This window comes from Haloarcula sp. H-hyl6, from assembly GCF_056934455.1.
In genome coordinates, this window is the sequence record NZ_JBRIIK010000002.1 from 70,973 (window position 1) to 87,385 (window position 16,413).

Here is a 16,413-nt window from a genome sequence, read left to right on the forward strand (position 1 = left end):
ACAGTGTTACTATAGTTGTATATTTTTTAAAACAAGTGTGTGGGGGGCTACATCTTCTGCTGAATCTGCTTCTTGAACAACCTGAACGATTCCTTCAGTTCCTCCACTTCATCCTCTAAATCCCTGACCCTGTCAACGAGCTCTGCGTGACTCAAGTCCTCATACTCAGTTACGTCCTCTGACTCTGAATCCTCTAGGTACCGAAGGCCTTTGTCCGTGAGCTCTGCCTGCTTCGGATGCTGGAACACACGTTTCTGGCCGTCGACGACCCTTTCCACCATTTTGTCCGGCTTCTCTACCGTGACCAGGCCGAGATCTTCCAGTTTCTCGAGGCTGTAGGAGACGTGGTGGTTCTCCAACGTGGTCTCCGCAGTGATCTTCTGGACGTCGTCACGTCCCTCTTCGATGTGCTGGAGGACGACGTGGTCCTTGTCACGAACCGTATCAAATCGGTCTTCTTCACTCATTCTTCTTCGAGCAGGACACACTGCTGTTCGAGCTCAGTGCAGAATCCGTCTTCCTCCCGGTGCAGGCAGAACGACTCCAACTCTTCTTCGCTGTTCTCTCCGAGCGCAGGGCACTCAGCTTTGACTTCTTCGTCGTGGACCTGAAGTTCTCCTTCGCTAACCTCGATCACACGATACTCAGCTTTCTCAAGTTCCTCGAACTCGGTGAAGGCCTCACCGTCCTTGTCAGTGTAGTAGCTGTAGCTGCCGTTCTCGTCTTCGTACTCGCTGCCACGACGGTTCTTCGGATCACTAACGATGTTCTGCAGCTTGGCAGCTTTCCCTTCCTCAACGACGTAGAACACTTCACGGTTCTCTTCAGCAGCACGCTTCAGATTCCGCAGCACTTTGACGGGCCGAGACAGCGTCGAATGCTCTGCCTCCAAGTGTGCGATATCTCCATCCGGCAAGTGGACGTGGCCATCCGGCTTGTCATCTCCCGTATCCTGATACAGCAGGTTGACCTGGAAGCCACGTTCACTCAATTGCTTCTTCGCTTCTGCGAGTAGTTCACGGTGCTTGTCTCCTCCAGCGTTGTTTCCTTGTCCGAGACTTTGCGAGGCCTTCACCTGAGACGTTCCCTGTGAAGTGGCAGCCGTTCCCTGTTCTTTGAGGTCGTCGACGTCGCTGTAGTCTCCGTTCCACGGCGGATAGGTGTCGAACAACGTAGCGGAGTTATGGCTTTTCTCGCTCGGTTGCTGTACCGCAGCACGGTACTTACCCAGGCTCTTCAACCGCTGTTTCGAGAGACCTTGGAACATTCCTGCGATCCGGGCTTCGTCTTCGCTACCGGACGGGTTGAATGCGATCTTGGTACGGCAGTTGTTGGTCACTGCACGCCGCATATCCGTAGCCAATTGGTGGAGATACTGAGTGGCGAGCCAGCATCCAAGCCGGTATTCACGGGCTTCAGAGAGGATTTTCGTGAAGTTGCTTCCTTCGCCGCCGAAGTTCTGCAGCTCATCGACGTAGAGATAGAACGGGGTGCGGTGTTCTGCTGGCTGGGTGACCCGGCTCTGTGCCGCTGCCCAGATCTTCGTGATCACGATGGATCCGACGAGCTGTGAGACGGTGTCTCCGACCTCGCCTTTCTGAATGTCGACCAGGACGATTTTCCCGTTGTTCACGGCTTCGCGGAAGTCGACTCCGGATTCTTCGGGGCCGATGACTCTGCGGATGGTCGGGTTCATCACGAAGTCGTTGAGACGGCGCTGCAGGGGCTCCATCTCGTAGCTAGTCATATTTTCTTTGACCCGGACCAGTTGCTCGCGGATTATCTCGTCCTCTGTCTCGTCGATGAGTTCTGTGAGGCTGTCTTGGTTGACGACGCAGCGGAAGACGTCGAGCAGGCTGTTACCTTTGTTTTTCTTGATGTTGAGGTCGAGGTGTGCCCGGAGCAGGGTTTCGAGGACTCGTCCGAACTGGTCACCCCAGTTCTCGCTTTGGCGTTTGAACAGGTCGATGAGGTCGGAGACGATGATCTCCTTCTGGTTCTCTCGTTGGGCCTCACTCATTTCTTCGGTGACATGAGGCTCCAAAACGTTGATTGGCGTCACCGGGTCGTGAGCCGGGTTGATGTAGACGACGTCGTCTTCACGGTCCTCTGGCAGCTTGGCCAGCAACTCGTCTATCAGGTCTCCTTTCGGATTCACGATAGCGAGGCCGTGGTCTTTCTCGGCGTCTTGAAGAGCGACATGGGCCAGCAACTGGCTCTTACCGTATCCGACCGGCCCTATATTGAGAACGTGCATGAAGCGTTTGTCGTCGCTGAGTCCGATGTTCTCCTCGACGCCGAGATCGCTTTCGCGGCTGCCGAGATACGTAGTGCTCAGGTTCTCGGTGCTTTCGATCAGGGTTTGGACTTCTTCGGGATTCATGGTCCTGCGAACTGGATGTTTTCGCGGTTGACTGACGGAAGCGACACGAACGCAGCGAGCTCGTCGAGTGAGGCCTGGAAACGTCGGCCCCAACCTGCGTACTTTCTATCAGCTACTGCTTGGAGGAAGTCGAAGATCCGCTGTCTGCGTAGGGCCTCGACGGTGACTGTGTCGAGGTACTGCCCTGTTTCCGGGTTCTCGTAGGTGTTATAGCTGCCTGCAAGTTCCTTGACTCGGCTTTTCGTGTATTCTTCAGCGCCGATGACGGCGAACCGGATGCTGGTGTGGAAGCGGCTGTTTCCGGCTTTGGCTTCGATGCTGTCGGCCTGCCGCTTCTCACGTTTCGTTGGAGATCTAGATCCCCAGAGCTGTTCTTTCTCCTTCTTCAGGTACCGGATTTGTTTGTAGGCCTGTTTCTTCCACAGCCATCTCTGGACTCGTTCACCGACGACTGGCTTGAACAGGACCTGGACGACGAAGCCGGTGTTCTGCATCGCGTGGCGGTGGAATGTGGAGACCAGCGAGTTGACTGGAGGGTCGTCGAAGTCCTGGCGGAACGGGTACCAGTCTCTTCTTCCTGCGGTGAGGAATCCGCCGCCTGCTGTTGATTCTTCTCCGACGGGTAGGCCTTTGACTCCGTCATTGAACTCAACGCCGGGAATTTGGTTGGATAGCTGTGTCCGGACCTTTCGCTCCAGTCTCTTCGTTGGAACAGAGAACTGGAACGTGAGCTTGTCGGGAGTGTGCCTCCGGATCTCGAACGCTATAGTCGGTGAAGCGTTTCGCAGCTTGAGCCACTTCGTCTGCAGCTCTCGGATTCCGGCGGCGAACTCTCTCAGCGTTGCTGGGATGTCTTCGTTTTTCGGAGGCTTGACCTCGACGTCGTACCAGTTCTCGGTGCTGTAGCTGAGTCTCTCAGCTTCCGCTTCTTCAAGCGTGATGTGGTCGCTGTACAGCCTGTTTTTCAGGACCATACTGTATCACCCTCTATTTCTCCGAATTTGCCGAGAACTCCGAGTTCGACGACAGTAGCTGCAACGTAGACGGCAGTACAGAGTTGCTGGTCTGCGATGGGCTGTGCAGCCTTGCTGATGATGAAGAGCGGCAGGACGATGAGCACGGCTGCCACTAAGGATACAACAGTTAGATGGAGGGCTCCACCTTTGATTATCTGTATCAGGGAGAGGTCGGTCAGATCGACGTCCTTGGTCCTGTAGAGGTCGACGTACAGTCCGTATGTCAGGAGACCTCCGACAGCCACGGTGAAGAGCCCAGGACCGATCAATCGGCTCTCAACCTGTACTTCTTGCAGCAGGACTTTCCAGATGCTTTGGACGACAGCTACTCCGAAGACACCCAAGACCACACCGCCGAGAAGGTACAAGATCTTCTTGCAGATGCCGACAACGCGGTCAACGCCGGGTTTCGGTATAGACCACTGATCTTCCTCTTCTTGTTCTTGTCCGTAACTCAGCGTCGATACTCCACGGCTCTCAGTTTCCGACGACAGGCTGATATCTGGCAGTGAAGGCCTCTCAATAGTTGACAACGTCTCAGCGATCGATTCCGCGAGGCCTCTGATTACTCCGGGCTCTTCGGTCGTTGTCTTGGTAGCCTGTTGTCCATAGTCGAAACTACTCGCTTCAGAGCTGTCGAGGTTTTCTTCTGGGATTTCGCCGTGTTCGATTATCGATACCTCAATGTCGGAGGCTTCGATCTTGATGTCGGTTTCCACCTGGTTGCTGACTGCGAGAATGGCTTGGCTGTAATCTGCTGAGTCGTGATCACCTTTCGTCAGGTTGTAGAGCTGGGTCTCAGCAACGGTTGAGAGTTGGAAGGCCTCTGCAGGGCTGTCATCGGTTTTCTCGTGGGCGAAGAGAACCTTACACGGGATGTTCTTCAGGATATCTTCGCCGTCTTCGGTTCGGTAGAAGTCACCGATGGTCTGTGTGATCAATGTGACTGCGGTGTTCGACGACCGTGCCTCTCGAACCAGCGTGGAAAGCACTGATGCGCCTTTCTCATTCTTCAAGAGCCGGTGTGCTTCATCGATGACAACGATGGTCTTCGAATCGCTTTCCTGAGCTTGGCTGTACGCCTTTTTGACGGATTGAATCAGGTCCTCGGTATCCTCCTCGATTGAGGACTCGAGTTCGAATCTGGTGATTGAGGCGTGTTCTCCGAGACTGTCTCCCAGATTTCCGTACTCAGGTTTCGGGTCGATGATCTTGATTTCGAGGTTGTTGTAGATCTGGGCTGAGCGAAGCAGCAGCAGTTTGGAGTAGAAGCTCTTCCCGGAACCAGTAGCTCCAGCCAGGACTGCGTGTCCAGCGTTCCATTTGAACCGGTCGAGGATTACTGGAGTCTCTGTCGAGTCATCGACTCCGAACAAGACACCGTTCTCGTCTATGGTCGAGGCCTGTGTGAATGGGAAGCCGGAGGCGGCGCTTCCCGCAGGCATCAGCTGACGCTGTTCCAGTCTGTCTCCGAGGCCTGGCGTCGTCGACTGGTAGGCCTGATCAGTACGCAGGGCAGTATCTCGGTAGTTGATACCGAGCGTTTTCAGCCTGTTCTCAATCTTTCTCAGCGTCTCTTCACAGGCCTCCACGTCTTCGCCGTAGGCCGTGATGTAGCAGCCGTGCCTGACAGCTTGATCATCCTGGTCAGCCAGCAGGTTCTGGAACCAGTCGATGTCGTCAAGCAGCCTTTCCAGCTTTCTGCTTCCTCCGTAGCCTTTCCGAACGAGAGACTGGTGTTCAGCTTCGGCCTTGTTCTCCAGCTTCTGGAGCTTAGAGACTGTTTCCGGCGAAGTCTTCGGGTAGACTATCTGGGTGACATCAACCAGGCCTTCGACTTGGAGGATCTGCGATATCCAGCTGAAGTCTACGTCGCGGGGATACTCCGAGATGTACAGCGTCTTGCTGTATTCTCTCTTCTCTGACTCGGGGTGGTGGATGTACCGAGGCTTGATCTCCGGACTTTTCTCGAGTTCACTGTTGTCTATCTCCGTGACTCGGTACGTGGTGAGGCCTCCGGAAGTCAGGTGCTCCAGGATTTCTCCGACACGGTTCGACAGTTCGTTTCTGTCGCCGTTTTCGACTCGGACTTCGATGTAGTGCCGGGTTTTACTCTTACCGTCCTCCACCAGGTCCTCGCAGTGCCTTTGATAGTCTTCGTTCAGTTTGTTGCCGTCTTCGAGGTTTTCGAAGTACTTGGCATAGCTGAACGGGTGCTGGGTGCTGTAAACACTCAGAGGGTAGTCGACGGACTGCAGCAGTTCCTGGTACAGCTTGTGGAACGCGGCTTTCTCGCCGCCGGATTTCAGCTCCATATTGACAGGGTCGACTTCGATCAAGGCGGCCACGGAACTGCCTGACTTCAGGATTCCATCGTTGATTTCCGGCGTTTCGACGCCTGTTCTGTTCTGCAGCGTCCACCGCAGTGCTTGGTACAGGTTCTGGTCGAGGGAGCGTCCGTAAGGCTTCCACAGTGCCCAGGTTGCTCCGAGGCCTGCTGCTACGCCTGCACCTGCGAATGCAGCAAGGGATGGACTCGGTAGTTGGTACAGGTACGTGAAGGCGGATCCGGATGGGATTCCGAACCTTGCGAGGTCTTTAGCGTCAAGTTTTCCGAGCAGCTTCAAGGTAACCTGGTCAAGGTCCGCTGGCATCCTGACCTTCTCAGTCATCGCTACCACCTTCAGAATCCGGCGTCCAGTTTCTGCGGAAGTTTTCCGCGTTCCTGAATTTCCGCCGTCTGTAGCTCATCAAATTGTTCATCTCGTCAGCCGAAAGCCGGTACCTGTTGTCGTCAACATCGTTACCGCGTTTGATTCGGTAGGCCTCTTTCGCCCGGCTCTTGACACCGCTGCTGATGGCGTATGCTTCTCCGACTGCCGCCTGACTTGCTCCGTAGAGCTGGTATGGAACGAGGATTAGGAGAGTGAAGGATCCGACTCCAAGGATCCAGTTCGAGATGCTGCCGGAGATACCAGCTCCGTTGCCTTGCAGCATTGCGAAGCTGAACCTGAGAACCAGCATATCTAGCGGAGCCATCGCTAATGCAGTCCACCATCCGGCGATGAAGGAGTCTGCGTACCGCTTCGCTTTCGGAACACTCCAGCCCAAGGCCAGCAGCGGGGAGATCGCTGCTCCGAACATAATGTACACGTTGCGGATGATGAACATCACGACGACCACGAGCAGGACTGCGGCGTTGACGACCCAGGCCAGCACCAGTCCTGTGGAGAGGCCTGCTAACTGGCCTATACTCATCCACAGCTGGTTTGGTGCGAATGCGTGGACGAGGGCGTTGCTGAGTTCGACCGCGTACTGAAGCAGTGGTAGGGAGACTGTGGAGAAAATCAAAGCTGCCAGAATCCGCGGAATGATCATCCGGACTTCGGTGTACGACACTCCGAACAGCGGGCCGGTGATGTACAGGAATCCGGCGGCCATGAATCCGAGGCCGGACAGGACGTAGGTTACGAGAAGGACTCTGCTGTGAACTTCTTCGACTGCGGGGTTCGGATGGACGTCGGGCGTGTGCGTAAGAATGTGTGAGAGAGCTTCGACAAGCTGCTGTGCCAGCGTTTTGAACGGGTGGAAGATGACGGCGATCAGGATTTCTTCCAGCGTTTCGTCCCAGCTGCCGGTGAACTCCTCAAAGTCCTCAATCAGGGTGTTGATAGCTTCGATGACTCCACTGAGGTCGATGACAGAACCATCATCTCCTCCATTGTCTCCGCTTCCGTTTCCTGGCGTGGTGGTCGGCGTAGGCGTTTCTTGGTGATCTGCCGCTGCCGGAGTTGCCAGAAGACCTGCCACAGCGATGAGGGCGAGGCCTGTGAGCAGTATCCTATTCATTGTGTTTGTTAGGTGCAGAAGCTGGGGCCGAGCTGGCTGATCAAGAACGAGACAACCATGTTCGCGGAGGCGAGGATGACAACTCCGAGGATGGTGTTCTTCGCCACCTGCTTACCTCGTCGAACCCAGTCCTCTCCGAATGGACCTGCTATCATCAGGCCAGCGGTGGAGAGTCCGACGACGCCGAGTGAGACGCCGGCGACGAACGCCAACGTCTCCAACGTACTTAGCAGGTTGAACAACGGTTGCAGGGAACTTGGGATCGTACAGTCTTCGGTCGCTGACTGCGCTGCTGCAGGATTAGTTAACAGTGTCAATGCGACTATCGCCGGGAAGGCCTTACTCAGGCTGCGTTTCAGGCCTTGGTGCAGGTTGGAAACCATGCACCCAAAACTACTGCGAGCTGGGTACTACTAAAGTATCAAAATTGGAATATTAATCCTGAGTCGAGTTCTGTACTTCTCTGGAGAACCACAGCCGTTTTGGATACTGAGTCTCGTTAGAATTTTCTAAATGAGCGAGGATGCCTCCTCTCTGGACTGGGAAGTACGGACTTCTAAAGTTCGCTCTGGATATATGCTTCCCGTCCCTGAAGACTTCAGAGACCTTGTCAGCATTGATGAAGGCGATGAACGGACGACTTGGTGGGGGTTAGATCATAAAACCCAGTTCGCGTTCCTCGCGGATACCTATACTCAGGGTGACCGATTTCAAATACTCTACAATCAGACCTACAAGCTGCATTCCGGTAGCCGTGTCCAGATCCCGGATATGGAGAATCCGGATATCGAGAAGAATGGTCATCGGGACGCTGAAGTAGGTGATACTATCTATTTCTACAGCGACAACCGGATGAGAGACGATGAGCCGAGATCCGTATTAGTTCTTGATAAAGTAGAGTTCAATAGACTCTTAAGAGATAATGAATATCTGAGAAAACTATCTAATGAAGTCTCGGTTGAAACTCATCATCAGTCGGAGGAGTCCAGTAGTACATCTAGTGTAGATAGATCGGCTAATCCTCAGAAGGCACTGAAGGAAGCCCACGAATCCACTGAAGAAGTGCTTGTTGAAAGAGTCCCTGTTCCAGAGTAAGGACTACAGGATTTTTTCGAGGTCTCTGCTTTCTTCGAGTTCTTGGAGTTCGCGGACCAGGCTTCGTTTCTCCTGTAGAAGATTCTGCTTGTCCTGCCACAGTGATTCCTTGGCTTTGCGTTTCTCTCGGTAGAGTTTCTTCAGTCTATCTCTGACTTGTACGTCGTCGTTGCCGGGCCTTCTCTCAGCGGAGTCGAGTCGTTCTTTTTGCCGAAAGATCTCTGATTCGATTGATTCGATTTTCTCTTCGTGGATGTCTTTGCGTTCGTCGAGCTGCCGGTAGATCTGTTCCAGTTGCTGTTCCAACCTGTCTTTCTCGTTGCGAATGCCTTGTTCGAGGAAACCGTCGACGTCGCTCCAAGATGACTGAGAATAGAGCTCGTAGTCCACAGAGTCAGGGATGTCGTAGTCCAGATATCCCGGCATACTGAGAATAATCTCAATAGGAGTTAAGAAGCTGAGGCCGAGCCGAGGAGCACGCTTTAAAAAGCAGTGAAAACTGAAATATAAGTGAGGAGTAGATTTGTGATACCTCATCAAAATCCTATAATCTACAGGCCGTGCAAGATCTGTGATGAAGATGTTCGGCTCTCCGTGGAAGAAATACAGTCCTGCAACCAACGCCCTCTGTGCCCGGTCTGCAAATTTATTTTGAGGTGAATCCGGTATCGCAGTTAGAACTGCTCTCTACTTCCTGCTCAAACTACTGAAGGGCCTGTTCACTGTTTTCCAACTCGGCAAGTTTGCAGTGGTGAAGGCGTTCGCACGGACCAGGACACTGCTTTCTTCGAATATGGGTTTCTGGAGCTGGCTTACGCTTGGCTCTGTACTTGTCTGGGAGCACAGGGCTGCGTTACGCGAGTTAGTTGAGACTGGAGCTTTGAAGCCTGTCGTAGTCTCTTATGCCGTCCATCTTGGAGAGAGTATCCAGACCGTGATTTCTGTGCTTCACCAAGTTCCGACGGCTAGTGGTTGGGAGTATCTGACCTTGCTTGTAACGGCTGTAGGTGCTGCTGCCCACGTTCTCTGGTACTTCAAAGCAGCATACATCGTGGCAGCTTGGTTCGATCCTGACGTGTCTCCACTTCTGGTCTGGGGATTTATCGGTATGAATTACTTCGCTATCGTGTTCGCGGTGACAGGATGGGTTCCGGACGCTGGAACGCTGAATGCTTTGACGAATGTCGTTGAGCTGTTTGATTTCCAGAGGTTGAATCCGTTGATGGATCCGGGGAATGCAACGAATTTGACGAACTCTTCTGTTCCGCAGTTACCGAACTCCACGACGTAGTGGTTTAAAAGTGGTGAGTTATCACTAATCTAATAGTAATGTCGGATAGCTTCCTGCTCCCCTTCGAAATAGAAACAATGGAGATCTGGGAAAGGGACTACAACAATCAAAAACTGGTTACAGTCCCAGCAAACTCCGACTTCGAGCCGGGAGAAGAGGTAGTAATCATCCGCAAAGACGACCTGAAAAACCTACTCGACGGACCTGACGAGGTTGATCACTGAATGAAATACAAGACCACGATAGCTGCATCTCTACTTCTACTGCTTTCAGGCCTTGCAGCAGCAACACATACTGACAAGATCCAAGCGAACCCCTCAAACAAGACTGTACTCGCCACAAACAGTACAGTCAACGGGTCTAACGTCTCCGCGAATACATTCTCTTTCCCGGTCCGGACTGAGAACAATTCCATCGTAGCGGATATCCCTCTCTCAATCCCGGTCGGGACTTACGATGGAACGGTCGAACTGGAGAACAACTACACTCACAACTTCACGGTCCAAGTTCTTCCTTCGGTCAACTGGAGCTTGACGCCGGACAGGATTGAGGACACGATCAACGTCGGAACGTCTGGCAAACTCACCGGGCAGACCATCTCACTCACCGGCAACACCAATTCTACGATCGATATCTCCCTCAACGGGAACATATCGAAGTATCTCCAGGTGACTGACAAGGTCACAGTTTACCCTGATATCAACTCTTCAGTGGTACTGCAGTACAGCTTACCTGAGACAACAGAGTACGGACTGTACAACGGGACACTGCAGTTGAACGGGTCATACAACCATAGTCAGGAAGTGCCGGTACGTCTCCAGTTCAAGGACAACGTAACACCAGATATACGAACCGTGGAGACACCGAGCTTCACCGCAACCTTCCCAGAGAACTTCACCGTCGAAGCCTCGGACAACCTCAACATATCTACGGTCGAAGCTGAGATTCTCAATGAAACCCAGGTCCGGTCAGGGAACACCACAGAGACGGTGAACAAGACAATAGACACCCTGTCCTTCAAGAAACTCGAAAATACGCAGAGATGGACGGTAAGGCCTCCTGCAGATACACCGGGGACTTTCTACGTTGAAGGGTACGTCGTCGACGGTGCAGGAAACAAGGTCAACTTCACCTCCAAATACACAGTCGAGGAGATCGACGCTGTCGAAGTCAACACCTCAGTCTCGCTTCAAAACTACAGGGTTGAATCAGAGATCGTCGTAGAGATCGGAGAAATAGAAAGAGAAACACCTGTCGAGATACGGCTTGAATCCTTCAGTCAGCCACTGCAAAGCCCCAACGAAACGTGGACACTGGCAGTTAAGACACAGAACGGCGAGAAGTTCCTGAGAAACGAGAATGACACAGTAACTGTAGAAGGCCCGACCACGATCTACCTCAAACTGTACGGAAACGTTGCTGAGAGATTCAACGGACGGCTCAGCTTCGAAGGCGTCAAACAACACGTCTCCATCGACGACGTCCGGTTCAACGGCCAGTACCTGCAGTGCAAGGTACCGAAGAAAGAGGTAATCACAGTGTTCGACCGGAACGTGACTTACACTCCTGTAAACAGCGACAGCTGTGAGAAAGCAGGGTGGGAAGTGTCCTACTTCATCTCAGCGGATACAGTGCCGATAGGCTCTAACCTCAAACAGAGTGCCAGGGTCTTCATCCCAGAGCAAGTCCAGGAAGAGACTGAAGACTTCCGGGAGAACGAGAAACAGAGGTTGAAACAGAAAGCTGCGGACAACGCTCTCTGGGGAAAGGTGTTCCTCGTCTTCGGATTCCTTGGCTGGGGTGCATTCCTCTGGGAACGCAGAGTAGCACCGTCGTGGTACTACACACGTCTCAAAAGCACAGATCTACTTTCAACAGATTTCCTCGGAGGAGACGATGAAGAGGAAGGAATCTTTGGGTGACTAAATTATACTATGGCAAAAGAACCACTCGTAGTCGATCTATTTTTCGGCGAATACTTTGGCGGCCACACCGGTGAAAAGGAAAGGCCGGACGAATACCCTGAACGGGTAAAACCTGAAATCAGGCCGATGGGAACCAAAGGCTCAGAAATCTTCTCAAGACCCAAAACGTTCCCCTACGCCCTTGATGAAGAGAAAAACATTGAGGAGTACCCGACAGACGGAGGATTCCGTATTATGGTGCTCAGGCCTACAAAGGATGTCCCGGGCTTGACTGAAAATGAGTTCCAGAGGACTATCGGATACCGGATGAACAAAGATCTGGAAGGTAAAATTTCAGATCTAATAGAAGATATACGCGAGTTAGAGAAGGAGAAAGGTACTGCAGAGAAGAAAGCTGACGAGCTGCGTGAGGAACGTGAGGAATTGGAGAAGAAGGAAGCAGCTCAGTCTTCTAATTCCAGCGGCATTCAATGCCCAGACTGCAACAGCACAAATCCAAAATCACGGTGGAAGAACAACGATGGCTACTGTCCAAGCTGCAGCGACGTAGCGCTCGAAGACGCAATCTAAAGGTGATTTCCTAAGTGGGACTATTCGACAACGAAGACGACGAGATCACAGATAAGATACTTGAAAATCAGGAACTGGACAAGGCTGCGAAAGACTTGAAGTCGAAGACGGAAAGCGAACTCGACCAGGGCAGCATTACGAAGTACAATCTTAGGGATATCCTGGACCGTCGTAGAAGTCACGCGAGTCAGATCGAGGACTCGGCGTCGACGAAGGCAGATATGGCGTTAGAGAAGGCTGAAAAGATTGAGCAGCGTTGGGACGAAGAGGATTTCCAGGAGAACTTGAGAAGGAATGCTGTCGATTCCGACGACGCGGAAAAGATGAGGAAGGCTATACGAGATTACAGGCAGCTGGTTTCCCGCTTGGCCTTGGCGTTGAAGGTGTACAAGGATCAGGACGACTTGCTGAGTGATGCTATTGATTTGCAACAGATGAGGCAGGACGAATCCAAAGTCATGGAAATGACCAAGCAGTACGTCAGTGAGAGTCAGAACCAGTTCCAGAGTATGAGTCAAGACGTGGTTAGTGAAGTAACTGAGTCGGTTGAAAGCCTTGAGGAGGAGTTGAGTGAGAACCACGTCGAGGTTTCTGAGAATATGAAGGAGGCTGCTGAGGCCTTGCAATCTGCGGCCCAGGAAATCAACTCGCCTCAGCAAAGACAGGGACGGAGTTCGACGTCGAGGTCGATAGACACTGCAGAACAGCAAGTCTCCACAACTCCGGAAAGCAGTCAGTCTTCAGCTCAGGACGAAGATTCTGAGAAAGATTTGAGCGAACTATCTAATCTGCAGCAAGAGGTCTACAAGACAGTGAACGAGAACCCGGGGAAAGATCTGGAGTGGTATGCTGAAGAGCTCGGGAAACAGGAGCACATCCTGAAAGGCCAAGTCACGAATATCCAGAAGAAAGGGTTCGAAAACTTCGGAGAGAAAATCGAGGGCGTATAACCCTCTCTTCGGCACTGGTGATCCGTCCTGGCACTGATAGTCCGAAAACTGCGAGACAACAGAGCACAGGAAGACGTCAAATGCGACGACCTGCCTGAGAAACTAGTAAAAAGAACAACCACTGTAGATTATACAGACGGCAATACCTTCCAGAGTCACCGGTACAAGGTTGCGGAATACGAAGCAGGTACGGAACCGGTTCAAGGACCGTATATCAAGGACGTTACGAAGTACAAAGGACCGGTAGAGGAAGCTCCTATCCAGCCTTACTCGGTAGAGAACGGAGAACCAGTGATTGACGAAGAACGGCTGGTGCACAAGATCTACCAGGAATACGGTGAAGGAAGAGTCAATATCTACAAATTCGGCGGAAACCCTCCAATCGAATCAATATTCGAAAACAAGTTCATAAAGAAAGTACTATGATTGAAATCGCTCAGACTCATCTCCTGATCGCATTTGCAGTCTTCCTAATAGTACAAGCAGCAGGCCTTATCAGAGGCCTCAAGCACGGAGGCGCTCTTGTAGGTTACTTCGTCTTTACACTGCTGGGTGCTGGAGCAGGATACTTTGTACTCGTCACGCTTCCGCAGGTGATATAGATTAGATTGAAGGACGCCGAGATCTACGCAGCAGCAGTCTTCGTATTCCTGCTCGGTAATTTCTACACAGGGCTGATCCCTTGGAGCTGGGTCTTCGGACTGTCCACGATAGTCGGAGGTGCTGTAGCTTGGTACAACTGGGATCAGGACGCCTTCGGCTTTGACTCTGACCGGAAGAATGCTAAGGTTGAGCCAGTCAAGGCCCCCGAAAAACTGAATAAAAGAGTACAGAACGCAGCCGCGTACAGGCCTCTCAACCTGGATAAGACACACGATGATAACCGTGACTTCCACACAGATTCTCGATGGGTGAGGGTTGACGGTGAGAAACACTTGATGTACGGGATCATCGGCAGGCCTCGAGATACGAAGAAGCGAGAGATGCTGGCGTACATCTACGATCTTTCTGATGACCAGATCAGGAAGTACAGCGGAGACATACATGACCCAGAGGGCAGGATCAACCCGTTCAAAGGGAAGTACAGCTGGCTGCAGGCAGAAGGCGTCACAGCGAAGAAGAAAGACTCCGGCAGCAGTAACAAAATCGAAATTAATCAAGGACCGCCTCGCGAAGAGGAACAATGATTTAAAAGCACCTTTATTATTATTTTAATTATGTTTAAAGGATTATTTGAGCGGGCACTTGAGGCCGGAGATCCGAAATATCAGAAGTACAGTCAAGAAGAGGAGGAGATTGACGTCGACTACAACGGCAGGCTTCCGGTCGCCTATGAAGTCGATTCTGGAGACACCATCAATATCGAGTTGACGGATACGACGAGGATACTGCTTGTAGCTCCTACAGGCCGTGGAAAGACTGTCGCCGGGAAACGGATTGTCTCCACAGCGCACGACGATGGCTGGACTCCCATCCATTTCTCTGACGTCAAGAACGACTTTCAGTCAGTTTCCTACTCTGGGGGAGCTTCAAAGAATATGATTGAAACGATGGGCTTGGTAGAAGGTGAGGAGCCTCACGCAATCCCACGGAAACTGTTCCAGCCGAAGTTCCTCGTCGAGGACTACAGGAACGGGAAACCGTCCTACATCGAGCAGTTCACACTCGGGTTCGAGGACATCACGAAATCTGACCTGATGTTCCTCCTGGATTTCAACAGCGAACCACAGAAACAGGTCTTCGACAACCTGCTCGGAGATCTCAACATCGAGGACGAGAACTTCACCTCGCTGAAAGCCAAGCTGGATAACGTTGAGATCGACTACGCGGACAACCTGAAAGGCCCGATCAAGAGGACATTGAACAGCTTGGAGAACAGCAAGATCCTGGCCTCCCACCTGCGTAAGAACCCGTTCAACTACATCGAGTGCTGGGAGTGCCACGACTGCGGCGAATACGTCTGGAAAGAGAACAAGGGACAACACGAGTTAGAGAACCACAGGCTTGAGGAGAAGAGAGCAGTCATCTCGCTCAGCCTCAAGCACTACGACAATTACACCTACGGCGATGAGGAGAAGTTCCAGTTCTACGTTGCGGTCCTGATGAGGAACTTCATCAAGGAAGTCAGGCGGGGGAATATCGAAGGCCCATTCATACTTTACGGGGACGAGTTCCACGAAGTTGCGGGCCGAGACACTGGCGACCTCGTCAAGAGATACTTTCAGAAGATCCTTGATATCGCTGGACGCCAGGCGGATGTAGCTACTATTCTCAGCACGCAGCGGCCTTCAAAACTGCCGTACCCTCAAAGCTCAGATCCGTATGACTTCGTCGGAGATACGACGCACATGTTTATCGGTGAAGGCCTGAACCCGGTGGATTGGCGTAAGGCGTTGAACTCCACTAACCTCTACGGGCAGGGCGATAAGGAGAAGTGGAGGAAGAAGATCAACGACTTGAATCAGTACGAGTTTTTGTACGTCAACCCGGAGAAGCACGATGGCGTTGAGGACTGTCCTGTGGTGAAGTTTTACAGTCCGTTGGTCAGGCACACCGGCTAGCCGTCCCGCCATTTTATAAGGAGTATCTTCACATCTGTAATATAGATAAAATGGCTGAGAAGTATCGATGCCTGGTCCACTGCAAGGGATGCGGAGAAACCTACAGGACAAATCCGAAGGACGACCGCTCTGCACCTAACCGCCACTACAAAAGCCGTGAGAATGGCTGTGGCAGCAAAGATACCTCAGTCATAGATAGCTGGCCGGTGAACGACTGAAGTGGTACTCAACGCGATCATACAACTGGCTTTCCAGAACCCCGAGGTAACAGTTGCAGCTGCCTACATCGTAGCTGCTCTGTTGAGTGTCGACAGGGTTCCAGCACGAGTACCGTTCATCCGAAGTCTGTACGTTACAGGTGCATTGGTATTGGCTGCATCCGGGTTCTACTTTTTCGCAGTGCCAACACCAAGTACAGGCCTTCAACGGCTGTTCGCGGCGATTACGAACGGTATCTTCGTCGGATTCGGCTTAGTCGGAGTCAAGAAAATGATCGATATCAAAGCAGGGTGATACACAATCAATAATACTAGCAAAGGTTCGACAGCAGTGAAATGGATTTCAGGGATAGGAGTTGTAATACTTCTAGCTTTGACTATTGCTTCTGCTCTCAACGTCGGACCATTGAGCCTCGCCAGAACAGATGATGGCTGCTGGCACAAGATCCAGCAAAACAACCAGACCTTTGACTCTGAACAAGACCTGCGTGACTACGCCTCAGAGAGTGGAGTTTCGATTCCTTCCAACGCCACGTTCAAAATTATCAACGGCAC

Annotated in this window: 18 protein-coding genes; 11 read left to right on the forward strand and 7 right to left on the reverse strand. The window is 52.2% G+C overall.

Going from position 1 to position 16,413, the window contains the following annotated elements:
• Positions 1–47: 47 nt before the first annotated feature.
• The 6 genes from Hhyl6_RS13575 to Hhyl6_RS13600 are packed head-to-tail and all read right to left on the reverse strand — an operon-like array spanning position 48 to position 7,460.
• Complete coding sequence (locus tag Hhyl6_RS13575) at positions 48–467, reverse strand: hypothetical protein (protein WP_483739793.1); 420 nt, start codon at positions 465–467, stop codon at positions 48–50.
• Positions 464–2,383: a type IV secretory system conjugative DNA transfer family protein gene (locus Hhyl6_RS13580; protein ID WP_483739794.1), complete on the reverse strand. Its 1,920-nt coding sequence runs from the start codon at positions 2,381–2,383 to the stop codon at positions 464–466. The genes Hhyl6_RS13575 and Hhyl6_RS13580 overlap by 4 nt, the downstream gene beginning before the upstream one ends.
• Positions 2,380–3,357: a DUF8128 domain-containing protein gene (locus tag Hhyl6_RS13585; protein ID WP_483739795.1), complete on the reverse strand. Its 978-nt coding sequence runs from the start codon at positions 3,355–3,357 to the stop codon at positions 2,380–2,382. Before Hhyl6_RS13585 ends, Hhyl6_RS13580 begins: the two co-directional genes overlap by 4 nt.
• Entirely contained in the window at positions 3,348–6,071 is a 2,724-nt protein-coding gene (locus Hhyl6_RS13590) for a VirB4 family type IV secretion system protein (protein ID WP_483739796.1), read from the reverse strand. Before Hhyl6_RS13590 ends, Hhyl6_RS13585 begins: the two co-directional genes overlap by 10 nt.
• A complete protein-coding gene (locus tag Hhyl6_RS13595; RefSeq protein WP_483739797.1) occupies positions 6,064–7,248 on the reverse strand; it encodes a TrbL/VirB6 family protein in 1,185 nt (394 codons plus the stop codon). Before Hhyl6_RS13595 ends, Hhyl6_RS13590 begins: the two co-directional genes overlap by 8 nt.
• A gap of 8 nt (positions 7,249–7,256) precedes the next feature.
• Complete coding sequence (locus tag Hhyl6_RS13600; RefSeq protein ID WP_483739798.1) at positions 7,257–7,460, reverse strand: hypothetical protein; 204 nt, start codon at positions 7,458–7,460, stop codon at positions 7,257–7,259.
• Positions 7,461–7,761: 301 nt separating this feature from the next.
• Here Hhyl6_RS13600 and Hhyl6_RS13605 point away from each other — a divergent pair, with 301 nt between their 5' ends.
• On the forward strand, positions 7,762–8,343 hold the full coding sequence (locus Hhyl6_RS13605) for a hypothetical protein (protein WP_483739799.1): 582 nt from the start codon (positions 7,762–7,764) through the stop codon (positions 8,341–8,343).
• Positions 8,344–8,346: 3 nt separating this feature from the next.
• On the opposite strand, the gene Hhyl6_RS13610 is transcribed toward Hhyl6_RS13605, so the two are convergent.
• Entirely contained in the window at positions 8,347–8,769 is a 423-nt protein-coding gene (locus tag Hhyl6_RS13610) for a DUF8104 domain-containing protein (protein ID WP_483739800.1), read from the reverse strand.
• Positions 8,770–9,094: 325 nt separating this feature from the next.
• Between Hhyl6_RS13610 and Hhyl6_RS13615 the strand changes: the two genes are divergently transcribed.
• From Hhyl6_RS13615 to Hhyl6_RS13660, 10 genes are all read left to right on the forward strand, one after another.
• Positions 9,095–9,634: a hypothetical protein gene (locus Hhyl6_RS13615; RefSeq protein WP_483739801.1), complete on the forward strand. Its 540-nt coding sequence runs from the start codon at positions 9,095–9,097 to the stop codon at positions 9,632–9,634.
• Between the two features lie 38 nt (positions 9,635–9,672).
• The gene (locus Hhyl6_RS13620) at positions 9,673–9,858 is read left to right on the forward strand and encodes a hypothetical protein (protein WP_483739802.1); all 186 of its coding nucleotides are present in this window, start codon (positions 9,673–9,675) and stop codon (positions 9,856–9,858) included.
• Entirely contained in the window at positions 9,859–11,556 is a 1,698-nt protein-coding gene (locus tag Hhyl6_RS13625; RefSeq protein ID WP_483739803.1) for a hypothetical protein, read from the forward strand.
• Positions 11,557–11,568: 12 nt separating this feature from the next.
• Positions 11,569–12,129: a hypothetical protein gene (locus tag Hhyl6_RS13630; protein ID WP_483739804.1), complete on the forward strand. Its 561-nt coding sequence runs from the start codon at positions 11,569–11,571 to the stop codon at positions 12,127–12,129.
• Positions 12,130–12,143: 14 nt separating this feature from the next.
• Complete coding sequence (locus Hhyl6_RS13635; RefSeq protein WP_483739805.1) at positions 12,144–13,079, forward strand: hypothetical protein; 936 nt, start codon at positions 12,144–12,146, stop codon at positions 13,077–13,079.
• A gap of 291 nt (positions 13,080–13,370) precedes the next feature.
• Positions 13,371–13,505 (forward strand): hypothetical protein, encoded by a 135-nt coding sequence (locus Hhyl6_RS13640; protein WP_483739806.1) that lies wholly within the window; start codon positions 13,371–13,373, stop codon positions 13,503–13,505.
• Entirely contained in the window at positions 13,502–13,681 is a 180-nt protein-coding gene (locus Hhyl6_RS13645) for a hypothetical protein (protein ID WP_483739807.1), read from the forward strand. Before Hhyl6_RS13640 ends, Hhyl6_RS13645 begins: the two co-directional genes overlap by 4 nt.
• Positions 13,682–13,687: 6 nt before the next feature.
• Positions 13,688–14,266 (forward strand): hypothetical protein, encoded by a 579-nt coding sequence (locus tag Hhyl6_RS13650; RefSeq protein WP_483739808.1) that lies wholly within the window; start codon positions 13,688–13,690, stop codon positions 14,264–14,266.
• Between the two features lie 30 nt (positions 14,267–14,296).
• Positions 14,297–15,640 carry an ATP-binding protein gene (locus Hhyl6_RS13655; RefSeq protein ID WP_483739809.1) on the forward strand — a complete coding sequence of 448 codons (1,344 nt, stop codon included), beginning with the start codon at positions 14,297–14,299 and terminating at the stop codon, positions 15,638–15,640.
• Positions 15,641–15,859: 219 nt separating this feature from the next.
• On the forward strand, positions 15,860–16,153 hold the full coding sequence (locus Hhyl6_RS13660; protein ID WP_483739810.1) for a hypothetical protein: 294 nt from the start codon (positions 15,860–15,862) through the stop codon (positions 16,151–16,153).
• The last annotated feature ends 260 nt before the right edge of the window (positions 16,154–16,413 follow it).